Source organism: Pseudomonas putida W15Oct28 (genome assembly GCF_000708715.2).
Classification (GTDB): Bacteria; Pseudomonadota; Gammaproteobacteria; order Pseudomonadales; family Pseudomonadaceae; genus Aquipseudomonas; species Aquipseudomonas putida_R.
Genome location: NZ_JENB01000015.1, coordinates 1 through 13,212 on the forward strand (window position 1 = coordinate 1; position 13,212 = coordinate 13,212).

General features: G+C 63.8%; 10 protein-coding genes. All 10 read right to left on the reverse strand.

The genetic code is table 11. From position 1 onward, the window contains the following. Window positions 1-180: 180 nt before the first annotated feature. The 10 genes from AK81_RS12545 to AK81_RS12590 all read right to left on the reverse strand — a co-directional run bounded on the left by AK81_RS12545 (window position 181) and on the right by AK81_RS12590 (window position 12,955). Window positions 181-1,011 carry an alpha/beta fold hydrolase gene (locus AK81_RS12545; protein WP_043199454.1) on the reverse strand — a complete coding sequence of 277 codons (831 nt, stop codon included), beginning with the start codon at window positions 1,009-1,011 and terminating at the stop codon, window positions 181-183. A 236-nt stretch (window positions 1,012-1,247) separates the two neighbouring features. Continuing rightward, window positions 1,248-2,537 (reverse strand): NAD(P)/FAD-dependent oxidoreductase, encoded by a 1,290-nt coding sequence (locus AK81_RS12550; protein ID WP_043199456.1) that lies wholly within the window; start codon window positions 2,535-2,537, stop codon window positions 1,248-1,250. 281 nt (window positions 2,538-2,818) lie between these two features. Beyond that, window positions 2,819-4,780: a DNA topoisomerase III gene (locus AK81_RS12555; RefSeq protein ID WP_043199457.1), complete on the reverse strand. Its 1,962-nt coding sequence runs from the start codon at window positions 4,778-4,780 to the stop codon at window positions 2,819-2,821. Between the two features lie 229 nt (window positions 4,781-5,009). Then, window positions 5,010-5,438, reverse strand: a complete 429-nt coding sequence (locus AK81_RS12560; protein ID WP_043199458.1) for a GNAT family N-acetyltransferase — start codon at window positions 5,436-5,438, stop codon at window positions 5,010-5,012. Then, window positions 5,431-6,597: a cupin domain-containing protein gene (locus tag AK81_RS12565; protein ID WP_043199459.1), complete on the reverse strand. Its 1,167-nt coding sequence runs from the start codon at window positions 6,595-6,597 to the stop codon at window positions 5,431-5,433. Before AK81_RS12565 ends, AK81_RS12560 begins: the two co-directional genes overlap by 8 nt. An 81-nt stretch (window positions 6,598-6,678) precedes the next feature. Continuing rightward, complete coding sequence (purB, locus tag AK81_RS12570) at window positions 6,679-8,049, reverse strand: adenylosuccinate lyase (RefSeq protein ID WP_041167991.1); 1,371 nt, start codon at window positions 8,047-8,049, stop codon at window positions 6,679-6,681. A 214-nt stretch (window positions 8,050-8,263) separates the two neighbouring features. Further along, a complete protein-coding gene (hflD, locus tag AK81_RS12575) occupies window positions 8,264-8,890 on the reverse strand; it encodes a high frequency lysogenization protein HflD (RefSeq protein ID WP_043199461.1) in 627 nt (208 codons plus the stop codon). Next, window positions 8,887-10,011 (reverse strand): tRNA 2-thiouridine(34) synthase MnmA, encoded by a 1,125-nt coding sequence (gene mnmA, locus AK81_RS12580; protein WP_043199463.1) that lies wholly within the window; start codon window positions 10,009-10,011, stop codon window positions 8,887-8,889. Before mnmA ends, hflD begins: the two co-directional genes overlap by 4 nt. 57 nt (window positions 10,012-10,068) lie before the next feature. Beyond that, a complete protein-coding gene (locus tag AK81_RS12585) occupies window positions 10,069-10,509 on the reverse strand; it encodes an NUDIX hydrolase (RefSeq protein WP_043199464.1) in 441 nt (146 codons plus the stop codon). Between the two features lie 220 nt (window positions 10,510-10,729). After that, complete coding sequence (locus AK81_RS12590; protein WP_043199466.1) at window positions 10,730-12,955, reverse strand: NADP-dependent isocitrate dehydrogenase; 2,226 nt, start codon at window positions 12,953-12,955, stop codon at window positions 10,730-10,732. Window positions 12,956-13,212: the final 257 nt, after the last annotated feature.

The window sequence follows — 13,212 nt, forward strand, 5'->3', positions numbered from 1 at the left end:
GAATCGAGCAGTTATCATCAAGAACCATGCTTGCAGCACGTTGCTTGAACTCACGGGTATAGGTCTTTCGTTCTTGCATGGAACCTCCTGATTGGGCGAATCATATCGCCCTTAAGAGGTGTCCGGGATCATTAGGCCAGTTCAGCATGCCCGCGAAAGGGCCGGTGCAGGCGCAATACATCAGCTACGGATAAACGCCAGCAAATCCGCATTGATCACATCAGCATGGGTAGTCGGCATGCCATGCGGGTAGCCTTTGTAGGTTTTCAGTGTGCCATTGGGCAGCAACTTGGCCGACAGCACCCCGGAGTTTTCATAGGGCACGATCTGGTCATCGTCCCCATGCATCACCAGTACCGGCTGCTGAATGCCCTTCAGGTCTTCAGTAAAGTCCGTCTGGGAAAACGCCACGATGCCATCGTAATGAGCCTTGGCGCTGCCGATCATGCCCTGGCGCCACCAGTTTGCGATGATGCCTTCGCTGGCTTCGACACCGGGCCGGTTGTAGCCGTAGAACGGCCCGGCTGGCACATCCCGGTAAAACTGCGCCCGGTTGCTGGCTACCTGGTTCTGGAAATCATCGAACACCGACTTGGGCAGGCCGCCGGGGTTGCCGGGCGTCTGTACCATCAATGGCGGTACCGCGGCGATCAGCACCGCTTTGGCCACCTTGTCTTCAGGGTAGCGGGCCATGTAACGCACCACCTCGCCACCACCGGTGGAGTGGCCGACATGCACGGCGCCCTGAGTGCCCAGGTGGGTAACCACGGCGGCTACGTCGTCGGCGTAGTGATCCATGTCGTGGCCATCCCATACCTGGCTGGAGCGGCCATGACCTCGGCGGTCGTGGGCCACCACGCGGTAGCCCTGAGCGAGGAAGAACAGCATCTGCGCGTCCCAGTCGTCGGCACTGAGCGGCCAGCCGTGGTGAAAATGGATCACCGGCGCGTCGCGCAGGCCCCAGTCCTTATAGTAAATCTGTACGCCGTCTTTCGTGGTTACATGGCTCATGGTCGGGTCTCCTGTGTGCAGGAACCTAAGGGAGCTATTGAGAATAGGAGGAATTTTGCATGGCACCGGGATTTGTGGTGGCTCAGCCCTGCGCGGCCCCTTGTAGGAGCGGCCTTGCGTCGCGAAAGGGCTGCAAAGCAGCCCCAGGGTATCAGCGCAGATGCACAAATTGCCGGGGCCGCCTTGCGGCCCTTTCGCGACGCAAGGCCGCTCCTACAGGGGACCGCGTTAGAGGGTCAGGCGCGGTCGCGCATTCTGTACCAGGCTTTGGCGGCAGCCTCCAGCGGTGCTGCCAGCAGATCTCCGCCGGGGAAGCGGCCGTTGTCGATGCCTTGGTACAGCGCCAACAGATCGTCGTCGCCAAGAATGGCATCGCTGACCGCTCGCGCCGCGGCCAGGGTCGGCAGTACGCCATGGCCGGAGAAACCCTGCAGCCAATAACGCTGGCCCTCGCGCCCGACGTCCGGGGTGCGCTGGATGCTGCAATCGATATGGCCGCCCCAGGCATAGTCGATGGCCACCCCGGCCAGTTGTGGGAACACCCGCTCCAAGTAGGGGCGGGTGGCGCTGGCGACGTCCTTGGGAATGCCGCCCAGGTACGTACAGCCGCCGCCGAATAGCAGGCGGTGGTCCGGGGTGAGGCGGAAGTAGTCGGGCACGAACTGGTTGTCGATCACGCAACTGTTACGCGGAAGAAGCGACTGGGCGAAGTCGGGGTCCAGTGGCGCGGTGGCTACCTGATAAGAGCCGACCGGCAACAGGCGGCGCGACAGGCCACGGTCGAGGCCGTCGATGTAGGCGTTACAAGCCAGCACCAACACTTGGCAGCGCACTTCGCCGGTTTCGGTTCGGGCGACATAGCCGTTGCCGGCTTGCTCATAGCTGAGTACCCGGCTCTGTTCGTAGATGCGCCCACCGCCAGCTTCGATGGTGCTGGCCAGGCCTTGGGCCAGCTTCAGCGGGTTGAGGTGGGCGCCTTTGGCGTCATACAGCGCAGCCTGGTAGCGCGGGCTGTCGATCCATTGCGGCAGCTCGTCGCGGCCGATCAGGCGCAGGGCGTCGTAGCCCCATTTGTGTTCGGCGTCGTGCAGGGCTTCTTCAAGCATTTTCACCCGGCGCGGCAGTACGGCGGTCCAGAGGCTGCCCAGCCGGTAGTCGATATCGAAACCATGGCGCCGGGGCAGCTCGCGCATTTCGTCGGCGGCCCAGCACATGCTGGCCCACAGGCGTTGGGTGCGTTCCACGCCCAGGGCCTTTTCCAGTGGCGGCATGTCGCACGACCAGCCCAGCAGTGCCTGGCCGCCATTGCGCCCGGAGGCAGCCCAGGCCACCCGGCTAGCTTCCAGCAATGTTACGCGCTTGCCGGCCTGGGTCAGGCGCAGGGCAGTGTGCAGGCCGCTGAAACCGGCGCCGATAATCAGCACGTCGGTGTCGTGGGTGCCTTGCAGGGTAGGGCGCAGCGGAATGTTGGCGGGGTAGGTCTGGGCGTAGTAGCTGGCGACGTGCTGGGCGGATTGTTTGAACATGCAGAAGCCTCGTGAAAATTATTGTGATTATTTTCATGAAAACTTAGCAGGGAAATTTCATGGTGCCAATGTGTCGGGCAGGGTTTTGTGGTTTGCCTGTTATTAATTTGCTGCCTGAGCTGGCCCTATCGCCGGCAAGCCAGCTCCCACAGGTACCCCACAGGCTTCAGCACCTGTACAAGACTTGGGCTCTCACAAGTACCCCACAGGCTTCAGTACTTATGCAGGCTTGTGGGAGCTGGCTTGCCGGCGATAGGGCCAGTAATGCCAGTGCAAAAACTTCAGGTTGTCGCTTTTTTCCGGGGCTGACGCGGCTTGCTTGCTGCCGACTTGCTCCCGGCGGCTTTGCTTTTCCCACCTCCACCGCGACGCTTCTTCTTCCAGGGCGGCGCTGCTCCGGCTGCCGGCCCGCTGATGGTCATGCGCATGCCGCTGCAACGCTCGACCAGCTTGCCCATCCACGCCGACTGCCGGGCCACGAACTCTTCCAGGCTCATCTCGCCGCTTTGCACCATGTCCAGCGCCTGCTCCCAGATCGCCGTGGTGCCGGGGTCGGCAATGGCGCGGGGGACGGCATCGATCAGGCTGAAGGCCGCAGGCGTGGCCGCCAGCGCCTTGCCGTTCTTCACCAGATAGCCGCGGTCTAGCAGGCCCTGGATGATGCTGGCGCGGGTGGCCTCGGTGCCGATGCCGGTGGTTTCCTTGAGCTTCTGCTTCAGGCGCGGGTCGTCCACCAGCTTGGCCACGTTTTTCATTGCCTTGATCAGGTCGCCTTCAGTGAACGGCTTGGGCGGCTGGGTCCACAGGTCTTTCAGTTGCAGGCCTTGCACGTTGCAGTCCTGGCCTTCGCGCAGCGCTGGCAGCACCTGGGCTGGTGGTGCCTCGCGGCCTTTGGCCGGGGTAAGCGCTTCGGGCAGGGCGCGGCGCCAGCCCGGCTCGACGATCTGCTTGCCCACCGCGCGCAGGGCATGGCCGGCGCAGTCGAAGTCGGCCTGGGTGCGATCATATTCATGGTTGGGCAGGAACTGCGCCAGGTAGCGGGCGCGGATCAGGGTGTACACCGCCTTGTGCTTGGCCGGCAGGCGCGAAGGGTCACTGGCAGCGGCGGTGGGGATGATGCCGTGGTGGGCGCTGACCTTGGCGTCGTTCCACGCCCGCGAGCGGCGCTGCGGCTCCAGGTGGGGCTGCAGTGGCGCGAGGCTGGCATCGGCCCGTTGCAGGGCGGCGAGGATGGCCGGCGCTTCGGTGTGCTGGCTCAGCGGCAGGTAGCCGCAGTCGCTGCGCGGGTAGGTGATCAGCTTGTGGGTTTCGTACAGGGCCTGGGCAATGTCGAGGGTTTCCTGGGCGCCGAGGCCGAACTTTTTCGAGCACAGCTCTTGCAGGGTGCCGAGGTCGAAGAGCAGGGGCGCGGCTTCACGCACGCGCTCGGTGGTCACCTTTACGGCCCGTGCCGTGCCGGCATTACCGATGGCGGCGGCGGCCTGTTGCGCCAGACCCTGGTTCAGGCAGCGGCCCTGGTCGTCGCAGGCGTCCTCGGGCGCACGCCACTGGGCGTTGAAACCCTGGCCTGCGTGTTCAAGCGGTACGTCGATGGCCCAGAACGGCACCGGCACGAAGTCGGCGATGCTGCGGTCGCGGTCGACCACCAGGCGCAAGGTGGGGGTTTGCACCCGGCCCACCGGCAGCACGCCCTGGTAGCCGGATTGGCGGCCAAGCAGGGTGAACAGCCGGCTCATGTTCATGCCGATCAGCCAGTCGGCGCGGGAGCGGCCCAGCGCCGAGTGGTACAGGTTGAACGTTTCGTGGCCTGGCAGCAGGCGTGCCAGGGCCTTGCGGATGGAGGTGTCATCCAGTGCCGACAGCCAAAGGCGCTGCACCGGGCCGCGGTAGCGGCAATGCTCGACCAGCTCCCGGGCAATCATTTCGCCTTCGCGGTCGGCGTCGGTGGCAATCACCAGTTCCCGCGCTTCGCCGAGTAGGCGCTTCACCGCCTTGAACTGGCTGGCGGTCTTGGGCTTGACCAGCATCTTCCACTTGTCGGGGATGATCGGCAGGTCGGCCAGGTTCCAGCGCTTGTAGCGTTCGTCGTAGCTGTGGGGCGGGGCGGTTTCCAGCAGATGGCCGATGCACCAGGTTACGCAGACGTCAGTGCCTTGCCAGCAGCCGTCGCCCTTGCGGGTGGCGCCGAGCACTTTGGCGATGTCTTTTGCCTGTGAGGGTTTTTCGCAGAGGAACAGGCGCATGGCCGGGGACGCTTCATCGGGGGTGATGGGCACTAGGATGCGCAAGCAGGGGCGCGGAGGCAAGTTTTATCTGGATGGATGTACAGGTTTTTGTGAGCGGGGGGTGTCATTGACCTGTACTGGCCTCTTCGCGGGCAAGCCCGCTCCCACAGGGACCGCACAGCATTTGGAAACTGTGGGGTCCCTGTGGGAGCGGGCTTGCCCGCGAAGGGGCCGGTGCAGTTATGGATCAGACGCGCGAGTCGCGCACCATGTCCACGTGCGGGATGCCGGCTTCGAGGAATTCCTCGCTGACTACGCGAAAGCCAAGCCGCTCGTAGAACGGCGTAGCGTGTACCTGGGCGCTGAGCATCTGCTGCTTCAGGTCGCGGTCCTGCGCTTCGACGATCACTGCGTTCATCAGCGCGTCACCCACCTTCAGGCCGCGCCAGTCTTTCAATACCGACACTCGACCGATGGTGCCGTCTGGCAGCAGGCGGGCGGTGCCGATCGGGTAGTCGCCTTCCAGGGCCAGGAAATGTGCGGCGCTCGAGTCATCCGCGTCCCACTCCAACTCTGGCGGCACGTGCTGTTCGGCAATGAACACGGCCTCGCGGATACGGCGGATGTCGGCGTTGTCTTTCTGCCAGTCGGCCAGGCGAACGCTGATCTTATTCATTGGCGAATCCCAGGCTTCCTTGTTTGACCAGTTGCTGTAGAAGCATAAGGCCATCTTCGTCCTGCAGCCAGTCTGCGAGGTTGTCGATGTGCAGGGCGTCGGCCGCGCACACCAGCTTCAGCAGCTCGCGCAGTTTGCCTGGCAGCGGGCAGCTGCGGCCGCTGGCGAACAGCAGCAGGTCGTCTTCGAACTCCGACCAGGCCATGCGCGCGCTCGGGTTGCGGATCAGGATGGCGCCTTGCTTAAGGGCGTCCACCAGCTCTTCCTCGCTCAGCTCTTCGCCAACGATCTGCTCGGGGTAGCGCGGCTCGGTCATGAACTGGCCGAACCAGGTCAGCAGCAGGTCCTTGTCGCCCATGTGCTTCTCGAGCAGGGCCTTGAGGCGGTCGAGGGCGTCGTGCTGGATCTGGTGCGGGTCGCTGACCGGCTGGGCGTCGGCGTCACTGTAACGCTCTTCGTCCGGCAGGAACTGGCCCAGGAAGTCGGTGAAGTGGGTCAGCACTTCGGCGGCGCTTGGTGCACGGAAGCCCACCGAGTAGGTCAGGCAGTCGTCCACGGCCACGCCGTAGTGGGCCAGGCGTGGTGGCAGGTAGAGCATGTCACCTGGCTCCAGAGTCCACTCTTCGCTCTGCTCGAATTCGGCAAGAATGCGCAGGTCAGCGTGCTCCAGCAGCGGGCTGTCGCTGCTGCACATCTGGCCGATCTTCCAGTTACGCTCGCCGTGGCCTTGCAGCAGGAACACGTCGTAGTTGTCGAAGTGCGGACCAACGCTGCCACCAGGGGCGGCGAAGCTGATCATCACATCGTCGATACGCCAGCTGGGCAGGAAGCGGAAGTTTTCCAGCAGTTCGGCCACTTCCGGGACGAACTGGTCCACGGCTTGTACCAGCAGGGTCCAGTCTTTTTCCGGCAGCTCGGCGAAGGTGTCTTCGTTGAACGGGCCGCGGCGCAGTTCCCACGGGTGCGCGCCGTGCTCGAGCACGATACGCGACTCGACTTCCTCTTCCAGGGCCAGGCCAGCCAGTTCGTCGGGGTCGATCGGGCTGATGAAGTCCGGGAAGGCCTGGCGCACCAGCAGGGGCTTCTTCTGCCAGTAGTCGCGCATGAATTCGCGGGCCGAGATGCCGCCGAGCAGCTGCAGTGGAGTATCAGGATTCATGTTCAACCTATTGAAAAAACGTAATTTTCGTCCGGGAATAAAAACGCCCGGCCAGGCCGGGCGTTGCACGCGACGGTCAGCTTAGATGCGTTTGGCCTGGGCTGCCGCGTTACCGATGTAGGTAGCGGGGGTCAGCTGCTTGAGCTCGGCCTTGGCTTCGGCTGGCATGTCGAGGCCGTCGATGAAGGTGAGCAGCGCGTCCGGGGTGATGCCCTTGCCACGGGTCAGCTCTTTGAGCTTCTCGTAGGGGTTTTCGATGTTGAAGCGGCGCATTACGGTCTGGATCGGCTCGGCCAGTACTTCCCAGCAGGCGTCCAGGTCGGCGGCGATGCGGGCTTCGTTGACTTCCAGCTTGCCGATGCCTTTCAGGCTGGCTTCGTAGGCAATGACGCTGTGGGCGAAGCCCACGCCCAGGTTGCGCAGCACGGTGGAGTCGGTCAGGTCGCGCTGCCAGCGCGAGATCGGCAGCTTGCTGGCCAGGTGCTGGAACAGTGCGTTGGCGATACCCAGGTTGCCTTCGGAGTTTTCGAAGTCGATCGGGTTGACCTTGTGCGGCATGGTCGACGAGCCGATTTCGCCGGCAACGGTTCTCTGCTTGAAGTAGCCCAGCGAGATGTAGCCCCACACATCACGGTCGAAGTCGATCAGGATGGTGTTGAAGCGGGCGATGGCGTCGAACAGCTCGGCGATGTAGTCGTGCGGCTCGATCTGGGTGGTGTACGGGTTGAACTGCAGGCCCAGCTCGTCTTCGATGAAGGCGCGGGCGTTTTCTTCCCAGTCGATCTGCGAGTAGGCCGACAGGTGGGCGTTGTAGTTGCCCACGGCGCCGTTGATCTTGCCCAGCAGTGGTACGGCAGCGACCTGGGCGATCTGGCGCTCCAGGCGGTACACGACGTTGGCCAGCTCTTTACCCAGGGTGGTCGGCGAAGCCGGCTGGCCGTGGGTGCGCGACAGCATCGGCACGTCGGCGTGGGCGTGGGCCAGGGCGCGGATGGCGTCGGCAATTTGGCGCATCAGCGGCAGCAGCACGTCGTCACGGCCGGCGCGCAGCATCAGGGCGTGGGACAGGTTGTTGATGTCCTCGCTGGTGCAGGCGAAGTGGATGAACTCGCTGACCTTGGCCAGCTCAGGCAGCTTGGCGGCCTGCTCCTTGAGGAGGTATTCGATCGCCTTGACGTCGTGGTTGGTGGTGCGCTCGATTTCCTTGACGCGCTCGGCGTGCTCAAGTTTGAAATCGGTGGCCAGGTTGTCCAGCAGGGCGTTGGCTTCGGCGGAGAACGCCGGCACTTCGCCGATCTGCGGGTGGGCGGCCAGGCGCTGCAGCCAGCGCACTTCGACCAGGGCGCGGAAACGGATCAGGCCGAATTCGCTGAAAATGGGGCGCAAGGCCTGGGTTTTGCCGGCATAACGGCCGTCTACAGGGGAAACCGCAGTGAGCGAAGAAAGCTGCATGGGGTGTTCTCGGACAGTCAGGCTTTTGGAGGGCGCATATCATACATGAAATTTGCGCCCGGGTCGGGTGGCTGACCAAAGGTCGGCCCAATTTGACTCCGGTGGCAGACCCTGTGGGAGCGGGCATGCCCGCGAACACCGGCGTAGCCGGTGCCATCCACCGAGTCGCCTGCTTCGCGGGCACGCCCGCTCCCACAAAGGGGCAGCTCAGCCGTTAGTTGGAGCTGCGCATCATGTCGTACAGTTCGTTCAGCAGCTTGCGCCGGCTGAACACCAGCTGCCAGCGGTGCCCGCCCAGCTGGCGCCACAAGCGTGCGGCGCGGATGCCGGCCAGCAGCAGGGCGCGGATCTTCGAGGCATTGCTGGGCTGTTGCAGGAAGCGCATGTCGCCATGCACCTGAATGCGCTGGCGCAGAGTGCTCAGGGTGTCCTGGTACAAGGCTCCACTGGAAGCAATGACGTTTTCATGAACCAGGCCAAAATGGTCGGCCTGGGACTGGATTTGCGGCAGGCGGTTGCCGATGGTGTCGAGCAGGTCGCCACGCTTGTTCAGCTGGCGCTCCAGGCCCAGCATCGACAGTGCGTAGCGCAGTGGCTCGCGCTGCAGGCTGTTGGGGTCGCGCTCCAGGGCGCCGATCAGCGCGCGGTAGCCGTCGCGCAGGTTCAGGTCGTCACCGCCGAACACCTCCAGGGTGTCCTTGGGGTCACGTACCAGCAGGCTACCAAGCATGCAGCCGATGTTGGCCTCACTGGCCTGGCCGGTGCGGGCGATGCGGTCTACCAGTACAGCGGCCTGAAACACACCGCCCAACGCGATCAGCTGCTCCTGCAGGTTGCTCATGCGCGCGGGCTCCACGGCTCGGCGGCTTCGATCACGCCGCCGCCCAGGCACACTTCACCGTCGTAGAACACCACAGATTGGCCTGGGGTAACGGCGCGCTGCGGCTCGTCGAACACCGCGCGGTAGCCGCTGGCCGTAAGTTCCAGGGTGCACTGCTGGTCGCTCTGGCGGTAGCGTACCTTGGCGGTAAGCTGGCGCGGGCTGCTGAGGTCGATGGGGTTCACCCAGAAAATTTCCGAGGCGAGCAGGGCGCGGGAGAACAGCCAAGGGTGTTCGTTGCCCTGGCCGACCACCAGCACATTGCGGGTCAGGTCCTTGTGCAGCACGTACCAAGGTTCGTCACCGGCATCCTTCAGGCCGCCGATGCCCAAACCCTGGCGCTGGCCGATGGTGTGGTACATCAGGCCGTGGTGGCGGCCGATCACTTCACCTTCGGTGGTTTCGATTTCGCCCGGCTGGGCTGGCAGGTACTGCTTGAGGAAGTCGCTGAAGCGGCGCTCGCCAATGAAGCAGATGCCGGTGGAATCTTTTTTCTTGGCAGTGGCCAGGCCGTGTTTTTCGGCGATGGCGCGCACTTCCGGTTTTTCCAGCTCGCCGACCGGGAACAGGGTGCGGGCAATTTCCTTGCCGCCGACGGCGTGCAGGAAGTAGCTCTGGTCCTTGTTCGGGTCCAGGCCCTTGAGCAGTTCGGTAAGCGCGCCGGTGTCGCGGCGGCGCACGTAGTGGCCGGTGGCGATCAGGTCGGCACCCAGCGACAGGGCGTAGTCGAGGAACGCCTTGAACTTGATTTCGCGGTTGCAGAGGATGTCCGGGTTGGGCGTGCGGCCGGCCTTGTATTCTTCAAGGAAGTGCTCGAACACGTTGTCCCAGTATTCGGCGGCGAAGTTGGCGGTGTGCAGCTTGATGCCGATGCGGTCGCACACGGCCTGGGCGTCGGCCAGGTCTTCACGGGCGGTACAGTATTCGGTGCCGTCGTCTTCTTCCCAGTTCTTCATGAACAGCCCTTCCACCTGGTAGCCCTGCTCGATGAGCAGAAGGGCGGAGACGGAAGAGTCCACGCCGCCGGACATGCCGACGATGACGCGGGTCTTGGCGGGGTCTTTGAGTGCTGGGCTGGTCATGGGTACCGGTGTGTATCAAGGGAAAAACGTCGATTCTATCAAACCCGTGGCGACGCGTCAGTCGCGGAGCAGGGTAAGGCTGTGCAAGGGGCCGTTGAGGTAGTCGTCGAGGCAACGCGGCACCAGCTCGCTGCGCCAGCGGGCCGGGTCGGCCAGCAGCTCGTCGCGGGTCAGCCACACGGCGCGAACGATGTCGCTGTCCAGCGCCAGGTCGGCGTGGTGGCGTACCGGGCGGGCGGCGAAGCAGATGCGCTGGTAGGTCACCCCGTTGCTGGGGGCGGTGTACAGGTAGATGCCGACCACGCCGGTGAGTTCGACTTCCCAGGCGGTTTCTTCCAGGGTTTCGCGCAGGGCGGCCTGGGGCAGGGTCTCAAAGGGTTCGAGGTGGCCGGCGGGTTGGTTGAAGACGTGCTGGCCGGCTTTGAATTCTTCGACGAAGAGGAACTTGCCTTCGTGCTCGACGATGGTGGCGACGGTGATGTGGGGTTGCCAGGACATGAGCATTTCCTAGGGTTGGCGCAGGTTCTGTAGGAGCGGCCTTGCGTCGCGATGGGCTGCGAAGCGGCCCCAGATTTTCGGCTTCGCAGCGGATATCGGCGGGGCCGCTTTGCGGCCCATCGCGACGCAAGGCCGCTCCTACAGGGAGCCGTGTACGCACTTTAAGAAAGCAAAAACCCCGGTGCGTGGCCGGGGTTTTTGCTGTTACTTCAAGCGAACCTTACAGGGCAGCAATGGCGCTGTTCAGGGTCTGGCTTGGGCGCATCACCTTGGCGGTCAGCTCGGCATCCGGGGCGTAGTAGCCACCGATGTCGGCCGGCTTGCCCTGAACGGCGTTGAGCTCGGCGACGATGGTCTCCTCGTTCTCGGCCAGGGTTTTTGCCAGGGGGGCGAAGCGTGCCTGCAGGGCAGCGTCGTCAGCCTGGGCAGCCAGGGCCTGGGCCCAGTACAGGGTCAGGTAGAAGTGGCTGCCGCGGTTGTCGATACCGCCAACTTTGCGCGAAGGCGACTTGTTGGTGTCGAGGAACTTGCCAGTGGCTTGGTCCAGGGTGTTGGCCAGCACTTTGGCGCGCGGGTTGTCGTAGGTGTTGCCCAGGTGCTCCAGGGAAGCGGCCAGGGCCAGGAATTCACCCAGCGAGTCCCAACGCAGGAAGTTCTCTTCCACCAGCTGCTGTACGTGCTTCGGTGCCGAGCCGCCGGCGCCGGTCTCGAACAGGCCACCGCCGTTCATCAGCGGTACGATCGACAGCATCTTGGCGCTGGTGCCCAGTTCCATGATCGGGAACAGGTCGGTCAGGTAGTCGCGCAGCACGTTGCCGGTCACCGAGATGGTGTCCTTGCCTTCGCGGATGCGGGCCAGGGAGAACTTGATGGCGTCGACCGGGGCCAGAACACGGATGTCCAGGCCAGCGGTGTCGTGATCTTTCAGGTACTGCTGCACCTTCTCGATCATCACGCCGTCGTGGGCACGGGCCGGGTCCAGCCAGAACACCGCAGGGGTGTTGCTCAGGCGGGCACGGTTGACGGCCAGCTTGACCCAGTCCTGGATCGGCGCGTCTTTGGTCTGGCACATGCGGAAGATGTCGCCGGCTTCGACGTTCTGCTCCAGCACAACGTTGCCCTTGCCATCGACCACGCGCACGACGCCGTCGGCCTTGATCTGGAAGGTCTTGTCGTGGGAACCGTACTCTTCGGCTTTCTGCGCCATCAGGCCAACGTTCGGCACGCTGCCCATGGTGGTCGGGTCGAAGGCGCCGTGCTGCTTGCAGTCTTCGATGGTGGCCTGGTAGATACCGGCGTAGCAACGGTCAGGGATCACGGCCTTGGTGTCTTGCAGCTCACCGGCGGTGTTCCACATCTTGCCCGAGTCACGGATCATGGCCGGCATCGAGGCGTCGACGATCACGTCGCTCGGCACGTGCAGGTTGGTGATGCCTTTGTCGGAGTTGACCATGGCCAGGGCCGGGCGCTGTGCGTACAGGGCCTGGATGTCGGCTTCGATCTCGGCCTGCTTGTCGGCTGGCAGGTCTTTGATACGGGCGTACAGGTCGCCGATACCGTTGTTGGCGTTGAAGCCTACTTCAGCCAGGGCTGCGGCATGCTTGGCCAGCACGTCGTTGTAGAACTCTTCGACGATGACGCCGAACATGATCGGGTCGGAAACCTTCATCATGGTGGCTTTCAGGTGCACCGACAGCAGCACGCCGGAGGCCTTGGCATCGGCGATCTGTTCGGCGATGAAGGCTTTCAGGGCCTTGCGGCTCATGGTGGCGCAGTCGATGATTTCGGCGGCCTTGACGGCGGTTTTTTCTTTCAGGACGGTGGTGGTGCCGTCTTTGCCGACCAGCTCGATGCGCAGGCTGTCGTCAGCTTCGATCAGTGCGGCTTTCTCGCTGCCGTAGAAGTCGCCCTGAGTCATGTGGGCGATGTGCGACTTGGAGTCGGCGGCCCAGGCGCCCATCTTGTGTGGGTGCTTGCGGGCGTAGTTCTTGACCGACAGCGGCGCGCGGCGGTCGGAGTTGCCTTCGCGCAGCACCGGGTTCACGGCGGAGCCCTTGATGCGGTCGTAGCGGGCACGGGACTCTTTCTCGTCCGCGGTGGCCGGCTCGTCGGCGTAGTCAGGGATGTTGAAGCCCTTGCCTTGCAGTTCCTTGATCGCGGCTTTGAGCTGCGGTACCGAGGCGCTGATGTTAGGCAGCTTGATGATGTTGGCTTCAGGGGTGGTAGCCAGTTGGCCCAGTTCCGCCAGGTGATCGCCTACTTGCTTCTCTGCGCCCAGTTGCTCCGGGAAGGCGGCAAGGATACGGCCGGCCAGGGAGATGTCGCGAGTTTCGACGGCGATGTCAGCCGAAGCGGTAAAGGCTTCGACGATCGGCAGCAGCGAGTAGGTGGCGAGGGCAGGGGCTTCGTCGGTGAAGGTATAGATGATCTTGGAACGGGTGGGCATGCGGGTTAACTCTCTGTGTGCTGAGCGTGCTCGAGTCTCGTGGTGCGCAGGGTAGGCGCATCGCCCTGGCAGCGCCATGAGCGGAAAGTCGAGAGGCTGCGAGCGGTGATGGTGGATGCATCAGTCGAGCGTCAATGCTGAGCTGCGGTAACAACCCAGGCTTTTCGGCCATTCATGGCCAAGGGCGGTCCGCATTTTCCTGGGATTCGCCCCGATGACCCTACGGTCGCGGCGGAGTATATCAAACCATTCGGGCT

Coding starts and splice junctions, on each gene's coding strand:
- AK81_RS12545 (WP_043199454.1), bottom strand. CDS start 1,011: ATGAGCCATGTAACCACGAAAGACGGCGTACAGATTTACTATAAGGAC.
- AK81_RS12550 (WP_043199456.1), bottom strand. CDS start 2,537: ATGTTCAAACAATCCGCCCAGCACGTCGCCAGCTACTACGCCCAGACC.
- AK81_RS12555 (WP_043199457.1), bottom strand. CDS start 4,780: ATGCGCCTGTTCCTCTGCGAAAAACCCTCACAGGCAAAAGACATCGCC.
- AK81_RS12560 (WP_043199458.1), bottom strand. CDS start 5,438: ATGAATAAGATCAGCGTTCGCCTGGCCGACTGGCAGAAAGACAACGCC.
- AK81_RS12565 (WP_043199459.1), bottom strand. CDS start 6,597: ATGAATCCTGATACTCCACTGCAGCTGCTCGGCGGCATCTCGGCCCGC.
- purB (WP_041167991.1), bottom strand. CDS start 8,049: ATGCAGCTTTCTTCGCTCACTGCGGTTTCCCCTGTAGACGGCCGTTAT.
- hflD (WP_043199461.1), bottom strand. CDS start 8,890: ATGAGCAACCTGCAGGAGCAGCTGATCGCGTTGGGCGGTGTGTTTCAG.
- mnmA (WP_043199463.1), bottom strand. CDS start 10,011: ATGACCAGCCCAGCACTCAAAGACCCCGCCAAGACCCGCGTCATCGTC.
- AK81_RS12585 (WP_043199464.1), bottom strand. CDS start 10,509: ATGTCCTGGCAACCCCACATCACCGTCGCCACCATCGTCGAGCACGAA.
- AK81_RS12590 (WP_043199466.1), bottom strand. CDS start 12,955: ATGCCCACCCGTTCCAAGATCATCTATACCTTCACCGACGAAGCCCCT.